The 23,933-nt window shown below is 73.5% G+C and carries 18 protein-coding genes; 12 read left to right on the forward strand and 6 right to left on the reverse strand.

The annotated features are described in order from the left end of the window. The 6 genes from ACFWIA_RS28065 to ACFWIA_RS28090 form a co-directional block, all read left to right on the forward strand. Window positions 1–1,106: FecCD family ABC transporter permease (locus ACFWIA_RS28065; RefSeq protein ID WP_387009809.1), on the forward strand; the 1,106-nt coding region annotated here is incomplete at its 5' end. Window positions 1,107–1,156: 50 nt separating this feature from the next. Next, window positions 1,157–2,227: a FecCD family ABC transporter permease gene (locus ACFWIA_RS28070; RefSeq protein WP_387009883.1), complete on the forward strand. Its 1,071-nt coding sequence runs from the start codon at window positions 1,157–1,159 to the stop codon at window positions 2,225–2,227. Window positions 2,228–2,272: 45 nt separating this feature from the next. Further along, the gene (locus ACFWIA_RS28075) at window positions 2,273–3,127 is read left to right on the forward strand and encodes an ABC transporter ATP-binding protein (RefSeq protein WP_387009811.1); all 855 of its coding nucleotides are present in this window, start codon (window positions 2,273–2,275) and stop codon (window positions 3,125–3,127) included. After that, entirely contained in the window at window positions 3,124–4,788 is a 1,665-nt protein-coding gene (locus tag ACFWIA_RS28080) for an ABC transporter transmembrane domain-containing protein (RefSeq protein ID WP_387009813.1), read from the forward strand. The genes ACFWIA_RS28075 and ACFWIA_RS28080 overlap by 4 nt, the downstream gene beginning before the upstream one ends. Beyond that, complete coding sequence (locus ACFWIA_RS28085; protein WP_387009815.1) at window positions 4,785–6,611, forward strand: ABC transporter ATP-binding protein; 1,827 nt, start codon at window positions 4,785–4,787, stop codon at window positions 6,609–6,611. Before ACFWIA_RS28080 ends, ACFWIA_RS28085 begins: the two co-directional genes overlap by 4 nt. A 3-nt stretch (window positions 6,612–6,614) precedes the next feature. Next, window positions 6,615–7,505 carry a siderophore-interacting protein gene (locus ACFWIA_RS28090; protein WP_387009817.1) on the forward strand — a complete coding sequence of 297 codons (891 nt, stop codon included), beginning with the start codon at window positions 6,615–6,617 and terminating at the stop codon, window positions 7,503–7,505. 111 nt (window positions 7,506–7,616) lie between these two features. Here the strand turns inward: ACFWIA_RS28090 and ACFWIA_RS28095 are convergent, their stop codons facing one another. Further along, window positions 7,617–8,099 carry a hypothetical protein gene (locus ACFWIA_RS28095; protein WP_387009819.1) on the reverse strand — a complete coding sequence of 161 codons (483 nt, stop codon included), beginning with the start codon at window positions 8,097–8,099 and terminating at the stop codon, window positions 7,617–7,619. Between the two features lie 94 nt (window positions 8,100–8,193). Beyond that, entirely contained in the window at window positions 8,194–8,811 is a 618-nt protein-coding gene (locus ACFWIA_RS28100; protein ID WP_387009821.1) for a GNAT family N-acetyltransferase, read from the reverse strand. 121 nt (window positions 8,812–8,932) lie between these two features. Here ACFWIA_RS28100 and ACFWIA_RS28105 point away from each other — a divergent pair, with 121 nt between their 5' ends. Both ACFWIA_RS28105 and ACFWIA_RS28110 read left to right on the forward strand, forming a co-directional pair. Next, window positions 8,933–10,399, forward strand: a complete 1,467-nt coding sequence (locus ACFWIA_RS28105) for an HNH endonuclease (RefSeq protein ID WP_387009823.1) — start codon at window positions 8,933–8,935, stop codon at window positions 10,397–10,399. Window positions 10,400–10,584: 185 nt separating this feature from the next. Beyond that, complete coding sequence (locus ACFWIA_RS28110; protein WP_387009825.1) at window positions 10,585–12,450, forward strand: DNA/RNA helicase domain-containing protein; 1,866 nt, start codon at window positions 10,585–10,587, stop codon at window positions 12,448–12,450. Between the two features lie 354 nt (window positions 12,451–12,804). Here ACFWIA_RS28110 and ACFWIA_RS28115 read toward each other — a convergent pair whose 3' ends face one another. Continuing rightward, window positions 12,805–13,125 (reverse strand): hypothetical protein, encoded by a 321-nt coding sequence (locus ACFWIA_RS28115; RefSeq protein WP_387009827.1) that lies wholly within the window; start codon window positions 13,123–13,125, stop codon window positions 12,805–12,807. A gap of 45 nt (window positions 13,126–13,170) precedes the next feature. Here ACFWIA_RS28115 and ACFWIA_RS28120 point away from each other — a divergent pair, with 45 nt between their 5' ends. From ACFWIA_RS28120 to ACFWIA_RS28135, 4 genes are all read left to right on the forward strand, one after another. Beyond that, entirely contained in the window at window positions 13,171–13,563 is a 393-nt protein-coding gene (locus ACFWIA_RS28120) for a siderophore-interacting protein (RefSeq protein ID WP_387009829.1), read from the forward strand. Further along, window positions 13,564–14,106 (forward strand): SIP domain-containing protein, encoded by a 543-nt coding sequence (locus ACFWIA_RS28125; RefSeq protein ID WP_387009831.1) that lies wholly within the window; start codon window positions 13,564–13,566, stop codon window positions 14,104–14,106. It begins immediately after the preceding gene. Between the two features lie 504 nt (window positions 14,107–14,610). Then, complete coding sequence (locus ACFWIA_RS28130) at window positions 14,611–16,191, forward strand: DUF6406 domain-containing protein (RefSeq protein ID WP_387009833.1); 1,581 nt, start codon at window positions 14,611–14,613, stop codon at window positions 16,189–16,191. Window positions 16,192–16,261: 70 nt separating this feature from the next. Beyond that, a complete protein-coding gene (locus ACFWIA_RS28135) occupies window positions 16,262–16,846 on the forward strand; it encodes an exonuclease (protein WP_387009835.1) in 585 nt (194 codons plus the stop codon). Window positions 16,847–16,909: 63 nt separating this feature from the next. Here ACFWIA_RS28135 and ACFWIA_RS28140 read toward each other — a convergent pair whose 3' ends face one another. The 3 genes from ACFWIA_RS28140 to ACFWIA_RS28150 form a co-directional block, all read right to left on the reverse strand. After that, complete coding sequence (locus ACFWIA_RS28140; RefSeq protein WP_387009837.1) at window positions 16,910–18,880, reverse strand: hypothetical protein; 1,971 nt, start codon at window positions 18,878–18,880, stop codon at window positions 16,910–16,912. Then, the gene (locus ACFWIA_RS28145) at window positions 18,877–22,569 is read right to left on the reverse strand and encodes a DUF5682 family protein (protein WP_387009839.1); all 3,693 of its coding nucleotides are present in this window, start codon (window positions 22,567–22,569) and stop codon (window positions 18,877–18,879) included. The genes ACFWIA_RS28140 and ACFWIA_RS28145 overlap by 4 nt, the downstream gene beginning before the upstream one ends. A 68-nt stretch (window positions 22,570–22,637) precedes the next feature. Beyond that, window positions 22,638–23,798 (reverse strand): AAA family ATPase, encoded by a 1,161-nt coding sequence (locus ACFWIA_RS28150; RefSeq protein ID WP_387009841.1) that lies wholly within the window; start codon window positions 23,796–23,798, stop codon window positions 22,638–22,640. Window positions 23,799–23,933 lie beyond the last annotated feature (135 nt).

Below are 23,933 nucleotides of genomic sequence, written 5' to 3' on the forward strand. Positions count from 1 at the left end.
CCTCCCCCACCCCCCCCCCCCCGGGGCCCCCCCCCCCCCCCGGGGGGGGGGGGGCGGGGCCCCCCCCCGCGGGGGCGCCCCCGACGGCACGCCACCGCCGTCGTCTGCCGGTCCTGCTGGCCGTCGTCGTCCTGCTGCTCGCGACGACCCTGCTCAGCCTCATGGTCGGCGCCCGCGCGATCGACCCCGCGACCGTCTGGGACGCCCTGCTCGGCGTGGCCCGGGGCGTCGACCCGGCGACGCTGTCCGACGAACACGTCATGGTCCGCGAGGGGCGGCTGCCCCGCACGGTGATCGGACTGGTCGTCGGCGCCGCCCTCGGACTGTGCGGTGCGCTCATCCAGGCGTTCACCCGCAACCCGCTGGCCGACCCCGGCATCCTCGGCGTCAACGCGGGTGCCGGCTTCGCCGTGACCTTCGCCGTCGGCGTGCTCGGCTTCACCGACCCCGCCGTCTTCGTGTGGTTCGCGCTCGCCGGGGCGTTCGCCCTCACCGTGCTCGTCTACGTCCTCGGCTCGCTCGGCCTGCACGGGGCCACCCCCGTCAAGCTCACCCTCGCCGGAGTCGCCCTCACCGCGGTCTTCGGCGGATTCACCTCCGCGCTGACCCTCAAGGACACCACCACCTTCGACGCCGTGCGCTTCTGGGACGTCGGCGCCCTCGGCGGACGGTCCCTCGACATCTTCTCCGTCGCCGGACCCCTGCTGGCGGCCGGCGCGGTCCTCGGACTGATGTGCGCCCGGCCGCTCAACGCCCTCGCCCTCGGCGACGACGCCGCCAAGTCCCTGGGCGCCCGGATCGGTCTGACCCGGGTGGGCGTCGTCCTCGCGGTGACCCTGCTCGCCGGGACCGCCGTCGCCGTCGCCGGACCCATCTCGTTCGTCGGACTGATGGTGCCGCACGTCGTGCGCTGGGTCACCGGCCCCGACCAGCGTTGGATCCTGCCGCTCACCGTGCTCGTCGCACCCTCCTTCCTGCTCGCCGCGGACGTCGTGGCGCGGGTGGTGCTGCCGTCCGGGGAACTGCGGGTCGGCCTCGTCACCGCCCTGGTCGGCGCGCCCGTCCTCGTCGTCCTCGTCCGGCGCCGGAGGGCGAGCGGCCTGTGACCACCGAACCCGTCCGGCCGCCCGCCGCCGCCCAGGAACCCGAACCCGCCATGACCCGCACCCGCACCGCGCCCCCCACCACCGTGGACCTCGGCCGCGCCAGTTGGACCTGGCGCCGGCTGGGCCTCGCGTACCTCATCGACCGGCGCACCGTGCTGGTCTGCTGCGCGCTGCTCGCCGCCGTGCTCGCCCTCGGCGTCCTGACCCTGGGCACCGGCTCCCGCTCGCTGACCGCGGGGCAGGTGCTGACCGCGCTGTTCGACCCGGACTCCGACCCCCGCAACCGACTCGTCGTCGTCACCTGGCGACTGCCCCGACTGCTGCTCGCCCTGCTGTGCGGGGCCGCCCTCGCGATCAGCGGCGCGATCTTCCAGTCCCTCACCAAGAACCCGCTCGGCTCCCCGGACGTGATCGGCTTCTCCGCCGGCTCCTACGCGGGCGCCACGGTCGTCCTGGTGCTGATCGGCGCCACCGACTACCTGACCGTGGCGGCCGGTTCGCTGATCGGCGGAGCGCTCACCGCGTTCGTCGTGTACGTGCTCGCCTACCGCGACGGGCTGCAACCGTTCCGGCTCATCATCGTCGGCATCGCCGTGGGCGCCGGGCTCGGCTCCCTCACCTCCATGCTGCTGCTGTCCGTCAACGCCAAGCAGGCCATGCTCGCCGCGAGTTGGGCCGCCGGCTCGCTCAGCGGACTGGGCTTCGAACAGTTCCAGCCGGCCGCCGTGGTGTTCGCCCTGCTGCTGGTGTGCGCCGTCTTCGTGGTGCGGCCCCTGACCCATCTGGAGATGGGCGACGACACCGCCCTCGCCCTCGGCGTACGGGGCGGACGCACCCGGCTCGCCGCGACCGTCGTCGGCGTCGCGCTCACCGCCCTGGTGACCGCCGCCGTCGGCCCCATCGCCTTCGTCGCCCTCGCCGCCCCGCAGATCGCCCAGCGACTGACCCGCAGCGCCACCACGCTGCGCCTCGCGCCGGTCGCGCTCACCGGGGCGCTGGTGCTGGTCGCCGCCGACTACGTGGCCCAACGCATCGACCTGCCCGTCGGCGTGGTCACCGTCTCCGTCGGCGGGCTCTACCTCGCCTGGCTCCTCGCCGGCCAGTACGCCCGCCGCCGCTGACCGCACCCCGACGCCCCCGTCCCGCCCCCGCTCCGAGGAAGCCGCATGCCCCCGACGACCGACCGCACACCCACCGCCGAGCCGGCGGCCCCCGCCCCCGAGGCACCCGCGGCCCGCCTGGAAGTACGGGACGTGACCCTCGGCTACGCCCGCCACCCGGTCGCCGAACACCTCGACCTGACCATCCCGGACGGCTCCTTCACCGTCATCATCGGCCCCAACGCCTGCGGCAAGTCCACCCTGCTGCGAGCGCTGTCCCGACTCCTCGCCCCCGCAGCCGGGCAGGTCGTCCTCGACGGCCGCCCGATCGCCGCCTACCGGGCCAAGGAGGTCGCCCGCCGCCTCGGACTGCTCCCGCAGACCTCCCTCGCCCCGGACGGCATCACCGTCGCCGAACTCGTCGCCCGCGGGCGCTACCCGCACCAGAAGCTGACCCGCCAGTGGACCGCCGACGACGAGCGGGCCGTCGCCGAGGCGATGGACGCCACCGCCGTCACCGACCTGTCCGGCCGGCTCGTCGACGAACTCTCCGGCGGCCAGCGCCAGCGCGTGTGGGTGGCCATGGTGCTCGCCCAACAGACCCCGATCCTGCTGCTCGACGAACCGACGACGTTCCTCGACATCGCCCACCAGATCGACCTGCTGGAACTCTTCACCGACCTGCACCGCGCCGGCCGGACCCTCGTCGCGGTCCTCCACGACCTCAACCACGCCGCCCGCTACGCCACCCACCTGATCGCCCTGCGCGACGGCCGGGTGGTCGCCGAAGGGCCGCCCGCGGACGTGATGACCGCGGAACTGGTGCGGGAGGTGTTCGACCTGCCGTGCCGGGTGGTGCCCGACCCGGAGACCGGCACCCCGCTGGTCGTGCCGCTGGCCCGCCGCCGGGACCCCGCGTGAACCACCCGCCCCACGACGCCCCGGCCCCGGACACCGCAGCCGCCACCCCCGGCGGGCTCTTCCGGCTCGTCCTGCTGCACGGCGGGCGCGGCGTCCGGCTCGCCCTCACCACCCTCGGCTTCATGGCGCACCAACTGTGCGAGGCGCTCGTCCCCATCGTCGTCGGCCTGGTCATCGACCGGGCGATCGCCCCCGGCGACCCGTCCGCACTGCTGCGCTGGTTGACCGTGCTCGCCGGCGTGTTCGTCGTCCTGTCGCTGTCGTACCAGCGTGCCGCGGCCTCCATGGTCACCGTCTACGGGTACGCCGAACACGAACTGCGGCAGGCCACCGTGACCCGGCTCCTCGACCCGCGCGGGCTGCGCCGCCGCCCGGGCCCCGGCGAGGCGCTGGCCCACGTCACCTCCGACACCTACCGGGTCGCCGGCGTGTCCTGGAGCGTCGTCGAACAGGCGGCCACGCTCACCGCGATCCTCACCGCGTCCGTCGCGCTGCTGCTGATCTCCGTGCCGCTGGGCATCGGCGTGATCGTCAGCACCGTCCTCGTCCTCGTCCTGATGCGTCGGCTGTCGATGCCGCTCGAAGCGCGCGGACACGCCGAACAGGGCTCCGCGGCCCGGGCCGGCGAGGTCGCCACCGACATGATCACCGGGCTGCGGGTGCTCGTCGGCATGAACGCCCGCGCCGAGGCCGCCGCCCGCTACCGCACCGCCAGCGACTCCTCACGCCGGGGCGCGGTCGCCGCCGCCCGGGCCGTCCTCGCGTACACCGGGCTGAGCGTGGCGCTGTCCGGGGTGTTCCTCGCCGCGCTGGCCACCGCCGCCGGACTGCTCGCCCTCGACGGACGGTTGACGGTGGGTCAGCTCGTCACCGTGCTCGGGCTCGCCCAGTTCCTCCAGGGCTCCCTGGCCCATGTGGGGACGTTCGCCGCGAACTGGTCCCACAAGCGCGCCTCCGCCCGCCGCCTCGCCGACCTCCTCAACGAACCGCCCGCCGCCCCCGGCCCGGACACCCCCGTCCCCGGCCCGGACGTCACCGCCGACCTGGTCTGGCACCCGCCCGGCCACGGCACCCCGGTGAAGATACCGACGGGCACCCTGGTCGGCGTCGTCCCCCGGCACCCCGCCCACGCCCGCGACCTCAGCGACCGCCTCGGTCACCGCGTGCCACCACCCCGCGGCGAACTCCTCATCGGGGGACGGGACGCCGCCGACCTCGGCCCCGACGGCGTCCGCGCCCACATCACCGCACCCCCGCACCACGGCAGCCTCTTCAGCGGCACCCTGCGCGCCAACCTCACCCCGCCCGGCGGCACCCCCGACCCGGTACTGCTGCGCGCCGCCGCCCTGGACGACGTGCTCGAACACCTCGGCGGACCCGACGCCGAGGTCGGCGAACAGGGCCGGCGCCTCTCCGGCGGACAGCGTCAACGGCTGCTGCTCGCCCGGGCCCTGCACGCCGACACCCCCGTCCGCGTCCTCGACGAACCCGCCACCGCCGTGGATCCGGTGACCGAACGCCGCATCGCCGAAGGACTGCGCGCACTGACCGGCACCACCGTGCTCATCACCACCAGCCGCATCCTGCTCTCCACCTGCGACCAGGTGATCGACCTCAGCGCCACGCCCGGCGACCCCGAGCCGAACGGAACACCCCGGTGACGCCCACCCCCCGCACCCCCGCCGGGCCGCTGCCCACCGCCACCCCGCGCCGGGCCCGCCGCGAGACCGCCCGGCGCCTCGCCCGGCACCGGGGGCGCCTGGCGACCACCGCGCTCGTCCTGCTCGCCGGCACGGCCGTCACCCTCACCGCCCCGCCCCTGCTCGGCCGGCTGGTCGACACGGTCGCCGGAGCGGACGCGGCCGGCACCGACCGCGCCCACGTCCTGACCCTGGGCGCACTGCTGGTCCTGGTCTCCCTGGTGGGCGCCGCCCTCACCTTCCTCGGCGGCCGGATGCTCGTCGGCCTGGTCCAGGACACCCTGGCCGCCCTGCGCGAGGACGTGTTCGAGGCGGCGGTGCACCTGCCCGCCGAAACCCTCGAAGCCACCGGCAGCTCCGACGTGGTCTCCCGGGTCACCGGCGACGTGGAAGCCATCTCCGAAGCCGCCTCCGACGTGCTGCCCACCCTCACCGGCGCGGCCCTCACCATCGGGCTGACCCTCGCCGGGCTGGCCGTCCTCGATCCGCGCCTCGCCCTCGCCGGCCTGGTGTGCGTACCGGTCCAGTGGTACGCGACCCGCCGCTTCCTCGCCCGCTCCCACCTCGTCTACGGGGACGTGCGCCGGCTGGAGGCCGACCGCGGACAGACCGTCATCGAGGCGGTGCGGGGCGCCGAGACGATCCGCGCCTACCGGTCCCAGGAGCACCACCTCACGGAACTCGCGACCCGCAGCACCCGGGCCGTCGTCCGCCAACGGGACGGCGTCGGCCTCGCCAACCGCTTCTACGGCGGCCTGCACGTCGCCGAGTTCCTCGGTCTGTCGACCATCCTGGCCACCGGCTACCTGCTACTCGACGCGGGGGCCGTCACCCTCGGCACCGCCACCGCCGCCGCCCTCTACTTCCACCGGCTGTTCGGCCCGATCGGGTCACTGCTCACCAGCCTCGACGACATCCAACGGGCGACGGTCGGCCTCGCCCGACTGATCGGCGTCACCGACCTCGCCCCCGCGCCCCCGCACCCCGAGCCGACACCCCCCACACCCCCGACGACCGGCGCCGCCCCGCCGCCGGTCTCCGTGTCCGGCGTCTCGTTCACCTACGCGGGCGCGAGCCGCCCGGCCCTGGACGACGTCACCCTGCACGTCCCCGGCGGCGCCACCGTCGCCCTGGTCGGCGCGAGCGGCTCCGGCAAGAGCACCCTGGCCCGGCTGATCGCCGGCACCGGCCGCCCCGACCGGGGACGCGTCACCGTCGGGGCGGACGACGCGCACCGCGCCCGCCGCACCTACCTGGTGACCCAGGAGGTCCACCTCTTCGGCGGCACCCTCGCCGACAACCTCACCCTGGCCGCCCCGACCGCCACCCCCGACGAACTCGCCCGCGCCCTCGCCGAGTCGGGGGCCGCGCGGGCCCTGCCCGAGGGCACCACCCCGGACACCGTCCTCGGCGGCCCGGACGGCACCCCCCTGGACGACGGCACCGTGCAGCACCTCGCCCTGGCCCGGGTGCTGCTCGCCGACCCGCCGCTGGTCGTCCTGGACGAGCCCACCGCCGAGTCGGGCCCCGCCACCCGCGCCCTGCTCACGGACGGACTGCGTCGCGTCACCCGGGGCCGCACCAGCGTGATCGTCGCCCACCGCCTCGAACAGGCCCGGGACGCCGACCACATCGTCCTCCTCAACTCCGGACGGGTCGCCGAGGAGGGCACCCACGCGCACCTGTTGTCCCTGGCGGGGGAGTACGCGGCCCTGTGGCAGGCGTACACGCAGGGCCAGCCCACCGCCGACACCCCGTCCCCCGAACCCTCCAAGGAGCACTGAACCATGACGATCCACCGCGCCACCGTGTCCCGCGTCCAGCGCCTCTCCGACAGCATGGTCCGCATCACGCTGACCGGCGGGGACGTGCCGGACTTCGTCTCGACGGGCGTGGGCGACGAGTACGTGCGCCTGTTCTTCCCGCACGGCCCCGACCGCCAGGACCTCTCCCTGCCCGTCACCACCGACACCGGCTGGGAGACCCCCGAGGGCCGCCCCACCGCCCCCATGCGCACCTACACCATCCGCGCGGTGCGCCCCGAGGACGCCGAGATCGACATCGACTTCGTCATCCACGACCACGGCGTCGCGGCCACCTGGGCGGCGGCGGCCCGGCCCGGCGACCCGCTCGGCCTGAACGCCCCCACCGGCCTCTACGACCCGCCCGCCGACCTCGCCCGCCAGGTGCTCGTCTGCGACCTGACCGGCCTGCCCGCACTGGCCCGCATCCTGGAGGACACCCCGGAGTCGGTCGTCACCCGGGCGGTCGTCGAGATCCCCGACGACGGCGCCCGGCAGCCGCTGCCCGAGCACCCGCGGGCCAAGGTCACCTGGACCCACGGCGGCAACGGCCACGGCCCGAGCCGCCTCGCGGACCTCGTCACCACGGCGCTCCCCGAGCACAGCGACCTCACGGGCACGTACATCTGGGTGGCCGGCGAGACCACCGCCCTGCGCAGCGTCCGCAAACACCTGCGCAAGACCCTGGCCCTGCCCACGGACCGCTTCAAGGTCGTCGGCTACTGGGCCCCGGGCGCCGACAGTTGGACCGAGCGGTACGAGGCCCTGCCCGAGGACGTCAAGGCGGAGCTGACGGCGCTGTGGGACGACCCGAAGGGCGATCTGGAGGACGTGACCATCGCCTACGAGGACCGGCTCACCGGCCTCGGCCTCTGACCGGCCCGGCCCCGCCCGAGGACCGTCCGACCGCCTTCGACGTGCGGTCGGGCGGCGGCCCGGACGGCGGGTCCGCGCGGCGAGCCCGTGCAACGAGCCCGTGCGGCGGGACTAGTTCACCCCTCCGAGCACGGCCCGCCCCGTCGCGCCGGCCGCGGCGAAGAACGGGACGAGGTCGTCGAGATCGCGTTCCTCCCGCCCCTCGTCCCAGTCGGACGCCCGCACGGTACGCGACCACCTCTCGGCCGCCAGGCCCTCCGCGACCTGCCGGACCTCGTCCGGGGGGAGCACGAACGCCGGTCCGTGGCGGAACCCGTACCCCTCGACGACCGCGCACCCCCGTCCGGTGGCCCGCGCCAGCCAGGGGAAGGCGGTCGGCCAGTAGCCCGCCCCGTGTTCGACCCGTGCGCGGTCCTCGGCGAGTTCGCGCAGGGTGCGCTGGTCGTGCCCGAACGAGTCGGCGACCGGCCGGAAACCGGGCAGGGCGTCCCCCTCGAAGAACAGCGCGTCGAGCACCGAGGGGCGGGTCCGCACCTCCTCCAGCAGCGACGGCGGGACCTTCACCAGGTGCAGCCACATCGACACGGGCGTCACGCTCCTCACCGTGGCCGCGGGGCGAGGGGGTTTCCCCGCCCCGCGGTCGTCACCGAAGTGACGGAACGAGAACGTACGGGTCACCGCACGCGCCTCAGGCACCGGCCGCCGGACGGGGCGCGCGCCGCATCGGCCACAGCTTCGGCCCGCCCCCGGGCAGTTCCGCCTCCGCGAGCACGGTGAAGCCGAAGTGCTCGTAGACGGGGATGTTGGACTCCTTGGAGGACTCCAGGTACACGGGCAGGCCCGCCGCATCGGCCCGGGCCAGCCCCGAGCGCAGCAACGCGGACCCGTGCCCCTGCCCCCGGGCGACCGGATCGGCGCCCACCACGGCCAGGTACCAGTGCGGTTCCGTCGGGGCGTGTTCGGCCGCCCCCTGGAGGGCCTCGCGGAACAGCGGCCCCCGCTCGCCGAGGACGTCCACCAGCTCCTGGAGGGTCTCCGCGTCGGGGAGCGCGTTCGCCTGCGCCTCGGGCGCCACCCAGCACGCGGCCGCCGCATCGGTGCGCTCGCACACGCCGTGGCGGGCGTAGTGCCGGGTGAAGATCGTGGTGAAGTAGCGGCCCAACCCGACCTCGCGGGTGGTCTCGTCGGGGAGGAACCAGCGCATCATCGGGTCGTCGGCGAAGGCGCCGGCCAGGGTGCGGCTGACCGTCCGGGCGTCGTCGAGCGTGGCCCTCTTGGGGGTGTTCGATATCGGCATACGGCCCATTCTGCACCTGTGATGATCTTCGTCGGCGGCGGGGCCGGACGCGTGCGCCGGGGCTACGGGGACGACCCTCAACCTAATTGTCAGACGGTATGACTAGTCTGTTCGACGTGGGAGGGGACGCATGACACAGGCGACGAACACCGCCACGCAAGGCGGGGACTCCGGTGGTCAATGGCTGCTTCAGCCAATCGGGGGGCAGGCCCTTCGAGGGCCGGCAAACTACGCCCACTCGGTCGAGGAGGGCATCGACCTCACCGATCCCCAGTACGCCGAGTTGCTGGGAGAGGAGGCGGATGCACTGGGGGAACTGTTCCGTGGGCGCCCGGCCCGGTTCTGGGGGTCGACGCGTGCTGCGTCGGAGGGGCATCCCAAGAACAGGGCGATCGACGGCACTCGACCCGGTGACGAGGTGCTGTTCCTCTCGGAAGGCTCCGCCATCGCCCGGGCCACAGTCGTCCTGAAGTTCCGGAACCGAGCCCTGGCGGAGAAGATCTGGGGGCTGGACGGACAAGGCAGGCCGTGGGAGTACATGGTCGCGGTTGACGACGTCGTGCGGCTCGCCCTTCCGATCCGGAACATCACGGAGGCGCTCGGCTGGCGGAAGACCTACGTCCAGTCCCTCACCCGGCAGGTGGATGACCAAGCGCTGCGCATCCACGAACTCCTTGCTCGACGCACGCCCGTCGTTCCGTCTTCAGGCCGCGGCGCATCCGGTCTCACCCGTGATGACTTGGTCCAGGCCATCAAGGGGCTCAGGGGTAGCACCGGATCGAAGAGCCCTGCACGTCATGAACCGCTTGCCCTGCTCTGGGCTGTCGGGCGACTGGTCGCAGGGCAGGATCGCCTCGCTTCCTGGGCCGAGTTCCAGGAGGGGCTCGGGCCGTTGCTTGAGGAATTCGTCGGCGACGACCTGCGCAGAACGCCCGTGCATCCTTTCTGGCACCTCCGAACCAGTGGGCTGTGGGAAGTGCACGGTGTGTCCGAAGACGGGTTCAGGCCCTCGGGCGAGGCACTGGGCGAAGCTCAGGCGGGCTTCAGCGCGGATGCAGCCAGACTCCTGAAGAAGGCCGGAACCCGTGCCCGGGCGGTCGCTCTTCTGTGCTCCACCTACTTCGATGGCAACGATTTGAACAGGGCCGCGCTGCTGGAGCGGACCGGACTCGGCGGCTACGCCAGTGCCAGTGGTGACGCTCCATCCGGAAGCACCTCCGGCGGCCGTGGTTCCCGCACCGTCTCGAGCCCCGACCGCGACCGGGACAAGGCGGATTTGGTAAAGATCATTTACCAGCACGAGTGCCAGGTGTGCCAGGAGGCGCTGGAAACTCGGGACGGTTCCTACAGCGAGGCCGCTCACATCCAGGGCCTGGGCAGCCCACACTTCGGTGTCGACCGCTTGGAGAACCTGCTCTGCCTCTGCCCCAACCACCACAAGCAGTTCGACAGGTTCGGCATCTACATCGACGAGGACTGGTCGGTACGGATGACGACGACCCGCGAAGCGAAGTGGCAGCTCAGGATCCTTCCCGAGCACCAGATCAACTCGGAGTACGTCGCCTACCACCGAGACCTGTGTCTCGCGAGCTGGTAGACGACTCGCACGTGTGAGTCGCCGGCGGACAGCGAATCAGAACGGAACGGAATCGCAGGTAACCGCCGATGCGTTCGGCCGGCGGGTTTCGTTCGAGCCGGCCTCACACGACCACTCCCTCACGTGGCTTCTACCCGGTGTGCCCTCGTTCTGGCGCGGGCGACAACCGTACATGGAGATCTTCTGTGGCCTTCTTGCGTATGTCCGCCCGCGATCTCAGGATCACTGATCCCGAGTTGCTGGCCGAACGGTTGGCGGAGCGATCCCGTTCCGTGCTCTTCCGTGAACCACCGGGGGGCGAGCGACGAGCATGGCGCAACAGCCTTCCCGTACTTGCGCAAGCGCTGTGCGACGCAGGGCTGCAGGAAGTGGAGGTCCTACTCGAGTACCAGATGCCGTTGAGCAGCCTGCGTGCGGATGCCGTGTTGGCCGGCACGCATCCGGACACGGGTAAACCCTCATACGTGGTAATCGAGCTGAAGCAATGGGAGGAGGCACGGCTGGTACCCGGCACGGAGGACCTCTGCCTGCTTCCCTCGGATCGCCACCAAGCCCGTCTCCACCCGGTCGCACAGGTGCGCCAGTACTGCGACTACCTGCGCGACTTCACTGCCGTGCTGGACGACGCGAACAGTCATGTCACCGGCGTCGCCTACCTCCACAACGCCCAAGACCGGAACGTCATCGAACTGCTGGGAATGGGCGATGAACGAGCGAGCCTCTTCACCGGTAGCTCCCGCGGTGAACTCATTCGGCATCTGCAGAACCAGATCTCTCCGCTCGACGGGGCTCTCGAGGCCGACGCTCTCTTGGACAGCCCCGCCATTCCCGGTCAGCAGCTCATGCGGGTGGCTGCCGGCGAGATCCTCGGCGGCGGCAATTTCCGGCTCATGGACGAGCAGCAGGTCGCGGTTTCCCTGGTGAAGCGCGCCATCGGCATCTCGCGACAGTCGGATCGCAAGGAGGTCATCGTCGTCTCCGGGGGCCCCGGATCGGGAAAGAGCCTGATCGCCCTGCACTTGATGGGGTATCTCGGCAGGAACGGACGCAGCGTCGTCCACGCAACGGGTTCCAAGTCCTTCACCACCACCCTGCGCCACGTCGTCGGGCAGAAGAACAACGGAGTGGCGAAACTCTTCCGCTACTTTCTCGACTTCCGCAGCGCGGAGAAGAACGCGCTCGACGTCATCATCTGTGACGAGGCGCACCGGATCCGTCACCAAGCGGGCAAATCCAACTCCCCCCACGTCCACAGGAACATGCGAAGTCAGGTCGCGGAACTCATCGATGCTGCCATGGTTCCGGTCTTCCTCCTCGATGAGCACCAGGTCGTTCGGCCCGGCGAAATGGGCAGTGTCAGAGAAATCAGTGAGGCTGCCGCGATACGGGGATGCACCGTGCGCCGGGTCAACCTCAACGAGCAGTTCCGCAGTGGCGGCAGCCGTGCCTATGAAGAATGGGTCCTGCGCCTGCTGGGACTGGAACTCGGTGGGCCGGTGTGCTGGAAGCCCGAGCCCAACTTCGAGTTGCTGCTCGCTGACAGCCCCCAGCAGCTGGAGACCCACCTCCGCCGGTGGCAGGACGCGGGATCCACCGCCCGCATGACCGCAGGTTTCTGCTGGCCGTGGAGCGACCCGCTTCGGGACGGCACCCTTGTCGACGACATCGTCATAGGCGACTGGCGTCGGCCGTGGAACGTCAGGGGCGAGCGTGAGGTGTCCGGCGGACCGCCTTCCTCGCTGTGGGCCACGGAGCAGGGCGGTATCGGCCAGGTCGGCTGCATCTACACGGCGCAGGGATTCGAGTACGCCTGGAACGGAACCATCTTCGGGCCCGACCTGGTGTGGCGTGACAACGGATGGCAGGCCGTGAAGGAGAAGTGCGAGGACAGCAGCCTGGAACGAACGACCCCTCAAGAGTTCTCACGCCTCATACGCAACCGGTACAAGGTGCTCTTGACGCGTGGACTGGCCGGAACCGTCCTGTACTCCACCGATCCCGAAACGCAGGCCAAGTTCCGCACGCTCATCCCGGGGGTCATGGCTCCGTAGCAACCCGAGCCGGGCAGGCGGTGTCCACGCTCACCGGCGCGGACGCAACGCACCCCGACAATCGCGGGGATTGTGTAGGTGAGGCCACCTTTGGCACGGGAATGCGCCACAGCCCCTGAGTAGCCCCCCGTGGTCCACCGAGTGGGCGGACCGGACAAGGCGTCCCCTCGACCCGATTCCGGACCGTCACTCCTCACCGCGTACGTCCGCGACCAGCCGACGAGCGCCCGCTGGCTGCCGCACGCCCACGAGGTCACGGGGGCTGATCTGGGTGCTCTCAGCGCGAGGTGCACGACTCGCACGTGATGCGCTCGACCCGGGTCGGGATGACGTACCTGCGGACGGTGTCCCGGCTCATCCGTCCGCCGTGCGGATGAGCCGCGCGCTGATCGAGATGCTGCTCCACCTGAACGACACCCCGATGCGCGAGGAGGAACGGCTGCGCGTCCAGTAGGTGTGCATCGACACGGTGCGCAGCTCGCACCTCCACAACCCCGGGCTGCCGGTGCCCGACGATCCGCGTATCCGGACCGTCACCCGCGCGATCCTCGCCGATCCGGCGGGCGACCGGTCGCTCGGGCAGCGGTCGGTGTGCACGGGGTCGAGCGCGAGCACCATCACGCGCGCCTTCGCCGAGTCGACCGGGATGAGCTTTGGGCCGACCGAAGCGGGCACGGCGACTCGTGGACGACACCGATGCCGTGCTGGAGAAGTGACGACGTGCCCGGCACCCCCGCCCGCATCCACCGGGCGCTGGTCACCCGCGTCGAAGCGCTCGGCCCCGGCCTGATCCGGGTCACGCTCGGCGGCGGCGACCTGACCGACTACCCGACCACGGGTTCCCCCGACGCGTACGTCCGACTGTTCCTCCCGGACGCCCCGGACGGGGAACCGTGGCGGCCCCGGGTCCACGGGCGGGGGCTGGGAGTACGACGACGGCGTCGTACCGTCCCCGACGCGCACCCACGCCATCCGCGCGCACCGGCCGGCGAGGTGGACATCGACTTCGTGCGCCACGACGACGGACTCGCCGCCGAGTGGGCCGGGGCGGTGCTCCCCGGCGGGGCCGTCGGGATCAGCCGCCCCTTCGCCCAGTTCACCGTGGACCCGTAGATGCGCCGCCTCACCCTGGTGGCCGACGCCACCGCACTGCCCGCGGTCCAGCGGATCGCGACCCAGGTGCCGTCCGACGTCGAGGTGCGGCTGTTCTGCGAGGTCGTGCACGAGGACGACGCGCATCTGCCGGACGGCGACCGGGTCCGCGCGGTCTGGCTTCCGCGCAGCGGCAACGGCCTCTTCCCGAGCCGGGTCGCGGAGGCGTGCACCGAGGTCGAGGTCGCCTTGGACGGTTCCGAGACCGTCTGGGTCGCCGGGGAGGCCGCGATGACCCGGGCGGGTCCGCGCACTCCTGCGGCGCACCCGTGGCCTCCCCGCCGCGAACCACCACGTCGTCGGCTACTGGAGCGAAGGCGAACAGGGCCGGCGGGAACAACGGTTCGACGCGCCACCTCGCGTCCGGCGCACCGCGCTGATGGGGCAGGGGCACAGCGATCCCGGGCCGCGCAGACCGCCAGGCCCCGGCCCCACCGGACGTCGACCTCGCTGATGCCGGCCCCCGAAGCAACCGCGGACGGCCACCCCGCCCGCGGACGCTAGGGCCTCGCGACACACGTCGACGCGGCTCGCCCGTCGCTCGCTCTCGTTCGCCAGGCGCGGCGCGCACTCCACGGCGTACCTGTCGTGAGGGCCGTCATCGACGTCGTACGGCAAGAGCAGCAACAGCGCGCCCCACAGCCACAGGAGCCCCGCCACCAGCAGGCAGATTCCCCGCCCCCGCATCCGCTGTGCCTTGGAACGGAAGTCGAAGTCGTACCGCGCCGGCCGCATGACGAAGGAAGCCAGCAGCGGGTGTTCCCGCGTGGCTACTGCCGGATCGCCGCCCGGATGCGCCGAGCCGGACCACCGGGCACGTCCTGCGGGGGCGCCCGATCTCCCGAACCACGCCGGAGTCCGGACACCTGGTGGACGGGTGCACCAGAATCACCGTGGGGCCGATCAACCGGTGGCCGTCAGGGGGAGGGCCGCGACGCGGGCCCGAGTGGGAGGGACCGAGGCTCCGTGGCGCCCCGGTCCCGGCCGCGATCTGAGCGAGGAGTGACCATGGACGACGAGATACAGCTGATCAGCGACGGCGACGGCCTGACGCTCCTCGGGAACGAGGCGACGATCGACCGCTTCCTCATCTCCGAGGGACTGCGACCGCAGGACCTCGGACGACGACGGTTCGGACCCGCCCTCGGCAGCGCGGCCGGCGCCGCGCAGACGGGTTCCGACCTGGCGGCCCACTCGGGCCGCTGGGTGAAGCTGACCAAGGAGTCCGCGCGGCTCGTCGACAAGCACGGGCTGAGGGAGAGCGCCACCACGGGCCTCAAGACAGGTGTGCTGAAGGGCGACAAGGGGCAGATCAAGGGGTTCGTCCAGTTCGCCAGGAGCGGGGGGCCGCTGCGGACCAACCCGGCGGTGCTGGCCAACGCGGCGGCGGTCATGACGCAGCTCGCGATGCAGCAGACGATGGACGAGATCACCGACTACCTCGCCGCGATCGACGAGAAGGTCGACGACCTGCTCCGGGCCCAGAAGGACGCGGAGTTGGCGAAGGTGATCGGGGCGCAGCTCCTCATCGAGGAGGCTCTGACCATCAGGGAACAGGTGGGCCGGGTCTCCGAGGTCACGTGGTCGAAGGTGCAGAGCGCCCCGGAGACGATCGCGGCGGCCCAGGTGTACGCACTGCGTCGACTCGACGCCCTCGCGGAGAAGCTGGAGCGCAAGGCGAAGATCGGTGAGCTTGCGGTGGCGGCCAAGGAGGTCGAGTCCAAGGCCCCGGAGTGGCTCGCCGTGCTGGCCCGTTGTTTCCAACTCCAGGACGCGGTCGCCGTGCTCGAACTCGACCGGGTACGGGACACGGCGCCGGAGGAACTGGACCGGCACCGCCAAGGGGTGCGGATCGCCCGGCGCAACCGGCTGGACCTCATCTCCCGCAGCACCGAACGTCTGGTGGCCCGGATGAACGCGGCTGCCGACGAGGCCAACGCGAAGGTGCTGCTGCACCCGGGCAAGTCGCCGGCCGTGGTCCAGTCGACCCAACAGGTCGTGACCCGGGTCGCCGGCTTCTACGAGCCGCTCGGGATCGAGTCCGGTCGCCCGCCATCGGAGACACGACGGTGGGCGACCGCGGCGGCGGAGGCGCGGGACAAGGCCCTGGAGTCGGGAGCGAAGGGGGTCGGCGCCGCACGGAGCCTCGGCAACGAGACCCTCGACCGCGCCGGTTCGGTGAAGGACAAGCTCTCCAGCTCGCTCGCGGAACGAGCCCGTCGCCGACGCGAGGCGGGGAACGGGCACGAGGAGTCGGGCGCCGCGGACGCTGATCGCGCGCCGCGGCCCGGAAACCCCGCCGACGGCACGTGCGCCGAACCACGACGGGATGAAGGAACGATCGACGAAGTCAGGCTGAGGCCCGGCAGGACCGGAGGGTCTTTGACCGTTCGGTTCGCTGTGATCCACCTCTACGCTCCGCCGGGCCAACCGCTCACCGTCCGACTCGCGGTGAAGGCGGACGGGGAGCAGAAGCACACACTGGCCGTGGGGGACTCCTTCCTCGTGGGTGCGGAGACGTGGAAACTCGACCGGGTGGAGGGTCTGGAGAGCAAGGAATGGGTCGTGATCCTGCGGAAGGTCGGATGAGAGAGCAGGGTTGCCCTCGCCGCGACGGCACGGCGTTTCCTTCAGCACGGTCCCGGAGTGGAGAGAGCCCATGGCGAAGTCCGAGTTCTACGTGTCCGCCGATGTGGAGGCCGACGGCCCGATTCCCGGTCCGTTCTCGATGTCGAGCTTCGGTCTGGCGGTCGCGGGGGTCCACGACGGGGCCGGGTTCCGGGCTCTGGACCCCGCCGAGCGGACCTTCTACGCCGAACTGAAGCCGATCAGCGACGCCTACGACCCGGAAGCCCTGGCGGTCGGCGGGTTGGACCGCGGTCGGCTGACGCGGGAAGGTCAGGACCCCGCCCGGGCCATGAACGCCGCGGCGGCCTGGCTGGCAGCCGCGGCCGACGAGTTGGCCGCGACGCCGGTGTTCGTCGCGTACCCGCTGGGCTACGACTGGATGTGGCTGTACTGGTACTTCATGCGGTTCGCCGACGGCGGTTCGCCGTTCGGGCACTCCCGCTGCCTGGACCTCAAGACGCTGTACGCCGCCAAGGCCGAAGTGGCGATCAGCGGGGCGACGAAGCGGTCGATGCCGAGCCACCTGCTGTCGTCCCGCCCGCACACGCACCACGCCCTCGACGACGCGATCGAGCAGGGCGAACTGTTCCAGAACCTGATGCGCTGGCAGGCGTAACCCCGACCGCCCCCGGGCCGCCCCCTTCAGCTCGCCGCCCCGGGGCCTGGGTCCGTCGGCGCGTCAGCCGCGGTCCGCCGGCTGCCAAGTCGCCCGGACCAGGGCCCGTTCGGTGCCGGCGAGGTAGACGGCCGCGGCGAGCCAGGCGCGGGCGTACGCGTCGGGGTCGGCCTCCTCGGTGCGACCGAAGACGTCACGGCCGCGCCGGTCCGCCTCCGCGGCCAACTCCGTCAACAGGTCGGCTGCCGCGCGGAATCCGACCCGTCGCAGGGCCGCGGCGGCTCCGGCACGGTCGCCGTCGCGCGCGGGTTGGGCGACGGCTCGACGGCCGCCCGACACGGCGACCTCGACCAGCCGCCGCAACCGCCACAACGGTGCCTCCGCCACCGCGTCCGGCGGGACGCCGGGGAGCCCGGCCGTCTCCGGCAGCGCGTCACCGGGCGGCAGATGGGCGCCTTCGAGACGGTCGTAGCCCAGGTCGGCATGGCCCGACCACTCCTCCGGCAGCCGCAGGGTCGTCGGGCCGCCGTCCGGCAGCGGCCCGACGGCCAGGGGTCTGAGCGTGGCGGCGCGGTCGGGGTCCGGACGGCCGACGACGCGCAGCCGCAGCCCGGGACGGGACGCCAGCCGACGCAGGTTCGCGGTGTGCGCCAGCTCGGGATGGCCGTGGGCCGGCAGCAACCGGATCAGCAGGCCGTCCCGGTCCGCCCCGCCGGGCAGCAGCTCCCGTGCGAGGACGTGGTCGTGGGACGCTCCGACGATGACCAGATCGCAGCCGATCAGTTCACCGGCCGGTTGCCGCGCCTGCTCGGGGTCGCTCACCGGTGCGTTCCCGAGCCCGTCGCCCACGGCCTCGGAGAGGGGCCGCGCGAACAGGGCGGCCAAGGGCCCCGAGGTCCAGGACCGGCCCGGGACCGGCGTCGCCCGGACTCCCTTGCCCGCTCCGAGACGGCCGTCCGACGACAGGGTCGCCCCCGAGACCAGCAGCCCACCGCGCGAGAGCCGGGCGTGATCGAGACTGCCCGAGCCCAGTGCGACCGTGGCCGTCGCGGCACCGCGGGCCCGGGCGGAACCACCCGGTTTGACGTCCGCGACGCTGAACCAGCGTCCGTCGTCGGCGATGACGTGCGTGACCACCCCGCCGAACCCGGTGGCCGAGACCACCGGCTCCCGGCACACTCCGTGGACGCGCAGCGCGCCTTCCGGGCGGTAGGCGCGGCGGGCGGACCCGATCCATGCCGGGTCCGGCTCGGGACCGGTCAACAGGGCAGTGGTCAGGAGGAGTTCACGCAGGTTGTCGACCAGGTCGGCCAACCGGTGGCCGTCCTGGCGGGAGCGGACGCCCCGCAGTCCGCGCACCACCCGCAGCGCCGCGCCCTCCGCGCGGTACAGCCCGGCGAGTCGCGCCGAGTGCGAGGCCCGCAGCAACTCCGCCTGCGCGACCGCACCCGCCGCGGGCACCCCGGCTGCCAGCACCGCCACCGCGGCGGCCCACAGGGCGCGGGCGGCGGCCAGTTGCGTGGTCGAGAGGTCCGTCTGCGCGGAGGCCCCCGGGGGCTGCGCGGCTGACGCGGCGCCCGGTTCCGCCCCGGCGCCCCCGCCGGTCGCCGCAACCCCGCCGGTCGCCGCAACCCCGCCGGTCGCCGCAACCCCGCCGGTCGCCGTAGCGGGGTCGGCCGTCGTGCCGGAGCCCGTCGTCGTGCCGGGATCGGCCACCGGGTCGGCGGGGGGCACCTGGTCCGCCTCGGCCACCGGGCAGGCGCTCAGCACGGCGGCACGGTGCAGGCACCTCGGCGCCAGCAGACAACTGCACACCGCCTGCTCGGCTTCGGTGACCGCTCCGGAAGGACCGGGAGTGAGGACGACCTCCGCGTCCGCACCGCACCGCACCCGCCGCTCGGCGCCCGCCACGACGACGGGAACGGCCGCACAGGTCTCCACGGCGGCGTCCAGCTTCTTGCGCAGCCGGGAGGTCAGAGCCGCCACGGCGGCAGCGGTCACCTCGGGTGCGGCCGGGGGAAGTTCGGGGCTCATCGGGACTCTCCGCGGAGGCGATCGCCCACCCAGCGGGCGAGGGCGAGGGGACTGAGGGCGGCAACGGGCATGCCGGCGGCGACCAACTGTTGGGCGATGGGCACGGAGTAGCGCGGGCTGCCGGTGTCGTCCAGCGCGGCGCAGCCCAACAGGTGCACCCCGGAAGCCGCGAGGGCCCGTACCTCGCCGAGCAGCCCGCCGAGCGGGTAGCCCTCCTCGAAGTCGCTCACCACCACCACGAGGGTCCGGCTCGGCACCGTCACCAGGGAGCGGGCGTGGGCCAGGCCGGCCGCGATGTGGGTGCCGCCGCCCACGCGCACCTCCAGCAGCAGGGACAACGGGTCGTCGACCCGGTCCGTCAGATCGATCACGTCCGTCGAGAACGCCAGGAAGTGCGTGCTGAGCGTGGGCACGCCGCCGAGCACGGCCGCGGTCAGCGCCGACCAGATCACGGAAGCCTCCATGGACCCGGACACGTCGACCACCAGGATCAGCCGCCAGTCCGCCTCCGTGCGCGAACGGGTGCTGAACACCGGCCGTTCCGGAACCACCAGGGTGCTGCCGTCGGCTCTCCTACGGGCGTGGACGAGGTTGGCCCGCAGGGTGCGCGGCAGGTCGATCCGGCCTCCCGGACGGCGGGTCGGGCGAGGAGTGGCGAGCCCGGTCAGCGCCGGACGCATCCGGGTGGCCAGCTCCTTGGCGAGTTCGTCGACCAGCCGGCGTACCAGCGGGCGCAGCCGGGCGAGTTGCTGCTCCGGCAGTCCGCCCGCCAGCGACAGCACGGACGTCAGCAGATCGACGGACGGACGCACCGCCCCGGGGTCGAGTTCGGTCAGCACGTCGCTGCGCCCTTGGTCGGCGGCGCGCGCCAGGACCTCCTCGCGCACTTCCGCGCCGAACAGCGCCTGGAGTTCCTCGGCCCACTCGCGCGCGGTAGGGAAGGAGGTGTCCTGTCCGCCGCCGCGACCGCCTTCCCGGCCCAGGTCCGCGGAGCCTTCGCCGCGGCCCGTGCCGTACAGCTCGTCGAGCGCGTGCGCGTATCGACGGGCGTCCGTCGGGAGCCGGTCGTGTTCCCTGCCGAGCAGCAGACGCCACCGGTCCGTCGCCGACAGACGCGGTACGCCGTCGCGCGGCTCGTCCGTGCCGGACCCGCGCGGTATCGCCGCGTGCGTGGCGTCCGCGGCCCCGGCGGCCGGTGCCTCAGCAGCCCGTGCCTCAGTAGCCCGTGCCTCGGTGGCGAGCGCCCCGCTTGCCAGCGCCTCAGCGGCCGGCGTTTCGGCGGGCCGGTGCGGCGGGGGCGTCGGCCGCAGGGAGGCCGCCGCCGAACGGCCGACCTCATCCGCCGCCGTCCACAGGGCCAGGAGCTGCGGGGAGGCGCCCAGCGCGAGGTCGAGACGGTCGCCCAGCCGTTCCGTCACGGTGTGCAGCAGCCGGTCGCGGCCTGCCGGGGTGAGCGTGTCGAAACCACCGCGCAGCGCCGGCAGCCGGTCCAGGAAACCCCGGTCGTCGAGCGAGTCGATCCGGTCGAGCAGCGGGTCGAGGGCGGTCGGCGCCGACTGGAGCAGCGGCGCGGCCCCGGTCAGCAGTCCGACGAGCCGGCGGGCCAGCGCGCGCCGTGCGTCGGGACCGGTGGCCGTGTCGATCCAACCGGCGGCCCGGGCGCCGAGCGTCTCGGCGTCCTCCAGGTCGAACAGGACCCGGCAGGCCAGAGCGGCGCCCTGGACGAGGGGGGAGGCATCGTCCGCGAGGCGGGCCAGGGCCTCGTCCATCCGCAGCCCCAGGCGGAGTTCACCGGCCCGCGCGGCCAGGGCGACCAGCGCGGCGGCCTCCTGCGGGTCGTCGCTGCCCGCCAGCCCCGGCAGGGACCGTACCGCCGACTCCAGGAGGTCGGCGGCGAGCGAACCCGCCGTCCGCCTGCCCGCGGGCGTCGTGCCGGGCAGATGCCCCCGGCGCAGCGCCTCCAACAGGTCCAGTCCGGTGAGGATCTCGGGGATCGTCGCGGACGCGGGCAGCACCTCGGCGGCCTCGGCCAGCCGCTGGGCGACCAGCGCGGGCAGATCGCAGCGCGCGGCGTCCCGAAGCCCCGTCAGGACGAGGGCGCAGGTGGGGCCGCCGTCGGCCGACTCCCTGCGGAAGGTCTCCCGCAGGGTGCCCTCAGCCGCCAGCGCGGCGGTCACGCCGCGCACCCCGGCCAGGTCCAGCCGGACCGGCACGGCGGGGACCCACGACAGCCGCCACCGTGAGGAGAGCGCGGCGGCGTCGCCCGTACCGGCCACCGCCACCGGCTCGCCGTATCCCACCCCGCACACCTCCAACCGGCGCAGGAGGATCTCGCGGCGGTGGTCGAGGGCCGAACGCAGCGGGTCGAGTCGTTGTTCGCGCGGCGCGGGGTCGTCCGGTCCCGGCAGCCGCAGGGCGGCGAGTTCGGCCTCGACGGACGGCCCGAGCCCGGAGCGCGGTGTGCCCGGCGCGACCCGGCCGCGCTCGGTGCCGACCAGGACCACTTCCAGGGCCCGCGCCAGAGCCCGGCCCCGGCCGAGCGGTTCGCCCTGACCCAGGACCACCGTGAGGGCTTCGAGGAGTTCGCTGCGGCCCGGGGCCGGCAGTCCGCGCAGCCGGGCCAGGTCACCGGCCACGCGCAGCGTCTCACGGGCCTCGCCCGTCCCTGCCGTGTGCCCGGCCGCCCGCAGCTCCCGGCACACCCGGGTGATCGCCCCGGCCGCGGCGTCGTGCAGCAGCTCGGGATCGCCCCCGGCGCCGAACACCGCCTGCTGCCACTGCGGATCGCGGATGCCTGCGGGATAGCCGGACCGGGAGTCCAGCAGGTCGAACGCGTACGGCACCAGGGAGGTGACGACGGCGGACGGGTCCCCCGGCCGCACCGTTCCCGGCGCTGCGGCACCGCGCGTCGCCGCCCCCTCCACGGTCGCCGCCCCTTGCGCGGTCGGCGCCCCCGGCACGCTCGTGCCGTCGGCCAGCGCCGGGGCGTGGAAGGTGCCGATCACCGCGGCGACCCGCCGTCCACCCGCCGCCGCGAGGGCGATCGTTTCCCGCATGTGCGCCTCGCGTGCCAGGTCCACGGCGGACACCCCGCCGGACGACGCGGCGTCCTGGCGCAGCGCCCAGCCGACGCCCAGCGCGGCCCGGCGCAGCACCTCGGGAGCACAGCCCGGGGCGCGCACCTCCACGCTGCGGTCCCACAGGTCGTCCCCGGCACGGCCGGTCCCGGCGGCGGTGAGCGCCTGTGCGAAGGACGTGGGCGCGGGCCGGCCGGCGGGTTCGGCGACCGCCTCGCGAGGGTCCCCGCCCGCATCCGGGTCCGCGCCGCCCCAGCGTGCGTCGGCCATCGGTAGATCGCAGCAGACGACCTCCACGCCCCGCTCCCGCGCCCAGCGGACCGCGGCGAGTTCGGGGGAGAAGTCGGCGAACGGGTAGAAGCCGAGCCGCCCGCCCTGCGCGGCGCCCGCGAGCGCGACCGGCGCGACGGTGCCGGGCGCCCCGAGGTGAGCGAGCCACGGCTGGAAGTCGGCCGGCAGTTCCACGCACACCACGTCGGCGCCGGCCGCGTCCAGCAGCGCCGGCACGGCCGCGGCGAGCGCCGGGCTGTGGTGCCGTACGCCCAGCAGGTACGGCACCGCGGAGCCGGCGAGCGCGTCGAGCGCCACCCGCGGATCCGCTACGGGAGCCACCCGCGGATCCGCCACGGGAGTCGCCCGCGAGTCCTGGACGGGTGCGGCCTCCGGTTCCTGAGCGCGTGTCACCGGAGGTTCTCCCGCAGGTCCCACAGGCGGCGCCAGGTCGGCGAACCGTCCTCGGCGCGGCGGCGCACGGGGCCGTCCCAGTACCCCAACAGGCGCGCGTGGTCACCGGGATCGTCCTTGCGGACCACGCCCAGCAGATGACCGGGGACCAGGTCCAGACAGTCCCCGGCGGGCAGATAGGCGGCGGACACCCCGAGGGAGACGGCGACCTGCACCGCCTCCGCGGTGGACATCACCGTGCCGGGCCGCTCCACGTCCCAGCCCTCGGCCGAGCGCCCGGCCCGCAGGTCCCGGAAGACGGTCACCAGGACGTCGAGCACCGCGTCGTCGACGGCGAAGGCCGCGCCCGCCCGTTCGACGGCCGCGACGGCCTGCCGCTTGACGAGCGCGGTCTCGGCCTCGACGTCCGGGATCGGGAGCACCGTCTCGAAGTTGAAGCGGCGCTTGAGCGCGGCGGACATCTCCGACACGCCGCGGTCGCGCAGGTTGGCGGTGGCGATGACGGTGAACCCGGCAGCGGCGGCCACCTGGGCCTCGGCGGTGCCGGACAGCTCGGGCACGCTCATCCTGCGGTCGGAGAGGATCGAGACGAGCGCGTCCTGCACCTCGGGCAGGCAGCGGGTGATCTCCTCGACGCGCGCCACCCGCCCCGAGCGCATCGCGCTGAGGACCGGCGAGTCCACCAGGGCTTGGGCAGTGGGTCCTTGGGCCAGGAGGAGGGCGTAGTTCCAGCCGTAGCGCAGGGCGTCCTCGGTGGTGCCCGCGGTGCCCTGCACGGTCAGTGCGCTGGTGCCGCAGACGGCCGCCGACAGCAGCTCCGAGAGCAGCGACTTGGCCGTGCCCGGCTCGCCCACCAGCAGCAGACCGCGTTCGCCGGCGAGCGTGACCACGCACCGTTCCACCAGGGCGCGTTCGCCGACGAACTTCGGGGCGATGACGAGCTGGCGGGGCAGCGTCCCGTGGGGCTCGGGCAGGCGGAGGGGATCGCCGGCGCTGCCGCAGACGAAGGTGATGACGGAGCGGGGCGTCAGCAGCCAGCCGGGCGGACGCGGGCCTTCGTCATGGGCGGCGAGGAAGGCGAGTTCCGTGGCGTGACGCTCTTCGGCGGGCAGCGTCTGCCGGGGCGGAAGTGCCGTCGCCGTCTGGGTGAGGGGCATGGATGTCCTTGCTGGGTAGGTCGGGTCGGCGTCGAAGATCCGGTGATCGTCGACGGGCGGGGGAGTCGGGCGGGGCCGGGGGCACCGGTGGTGTCCGGTGCCCCCGGCACGACGTCCGCCGATGGCGGCGCCTCG

The sequence above is a fragment of the Streptomyces sp. NPDC127068 genome (assembly GCF_042724695.1).
Lineage (GTDB): Bacteria > Actinomycetota > Actinomycetes > Streptomycetales > Streptomycetaceae > Streptomyces.

Excerpts from the sequence above, each read along its gene's own strand:
- ACFWIA_RS28070 (WP_387009883.1), top strand. The coding sequence starts at position 1,157 with ATGACCCGCACCCGCACCGCGCCCCCCACCACCGTGGACCTCGGCCGC.
- ACFWIA_RS28075 (WP_387009811.1), top strand. The coding sequence starts at position 2,273 with ATGCCCCCGACGACCGACCGCACACCCACCGCCGAGCCGGCGGCCCCC.
- ACFWIA_RS28090 (WP_387009817.1), top strand. The coding sequence starts at position 6,615 with ATGACGATCCACCGCGCCACCGTGTCCCGCGTCCAGCGCCTCTCCGAC.
- ACFWIA_RS28100 (WP_387009821.1), bottom strand. The coding sequence starts at position 8,811 with ATGGGCCGTATGCCGATATCGAACACCCCCAAGAGGGCCACGCTCGAC.
- ACFWIA_RS28105 (WP_387009823.1), top strand. The coding sequence starts at position 8,933 with ATGACACAGGCGACGAACACCGCCACGCAAGGCGGGGACTCCGGTGGT.
- ACFWIA_RS28125 (WP_387009831.1), top strand. The coding sequence starts at position 13,564 with ATGCGCCGCCTCACCCTGGTGGCCGACGCCACCGCACTGCCCGCGGTC.
- ACFWIA_RS28130 (WP_387009833.1), top strand. The coding sequence starts at position 14,611 with ATGGACGACGAGATACAGCTGATCAGCGACGGCGACGGCCTGACGCTC.
- ACFWIA_RS28135 (WP_387009835.1), top strand. The coding sequence starts at position 16,262 with ATGGCGAAGTCCGAGTTCTACGTGTCCGCCGATGTGGAGGCCGACGGC.
- ACFWIA_RS28140 (WP_387009837.1), bottom strand. The coding sequence starts at position 18,880 with ATGAGCCCCGAACTTCCCCCGGCCGCACCCGAGGTGACCGCTGCCGCC.
- ACFWIA_RS28150 (WP_387009841.1), bottom strand. The coding sequence starts at position 23,798 with ATGCCCCTCACCCAGACGGCGACGGCACTTCCGCCCCGGCAGACGCTG.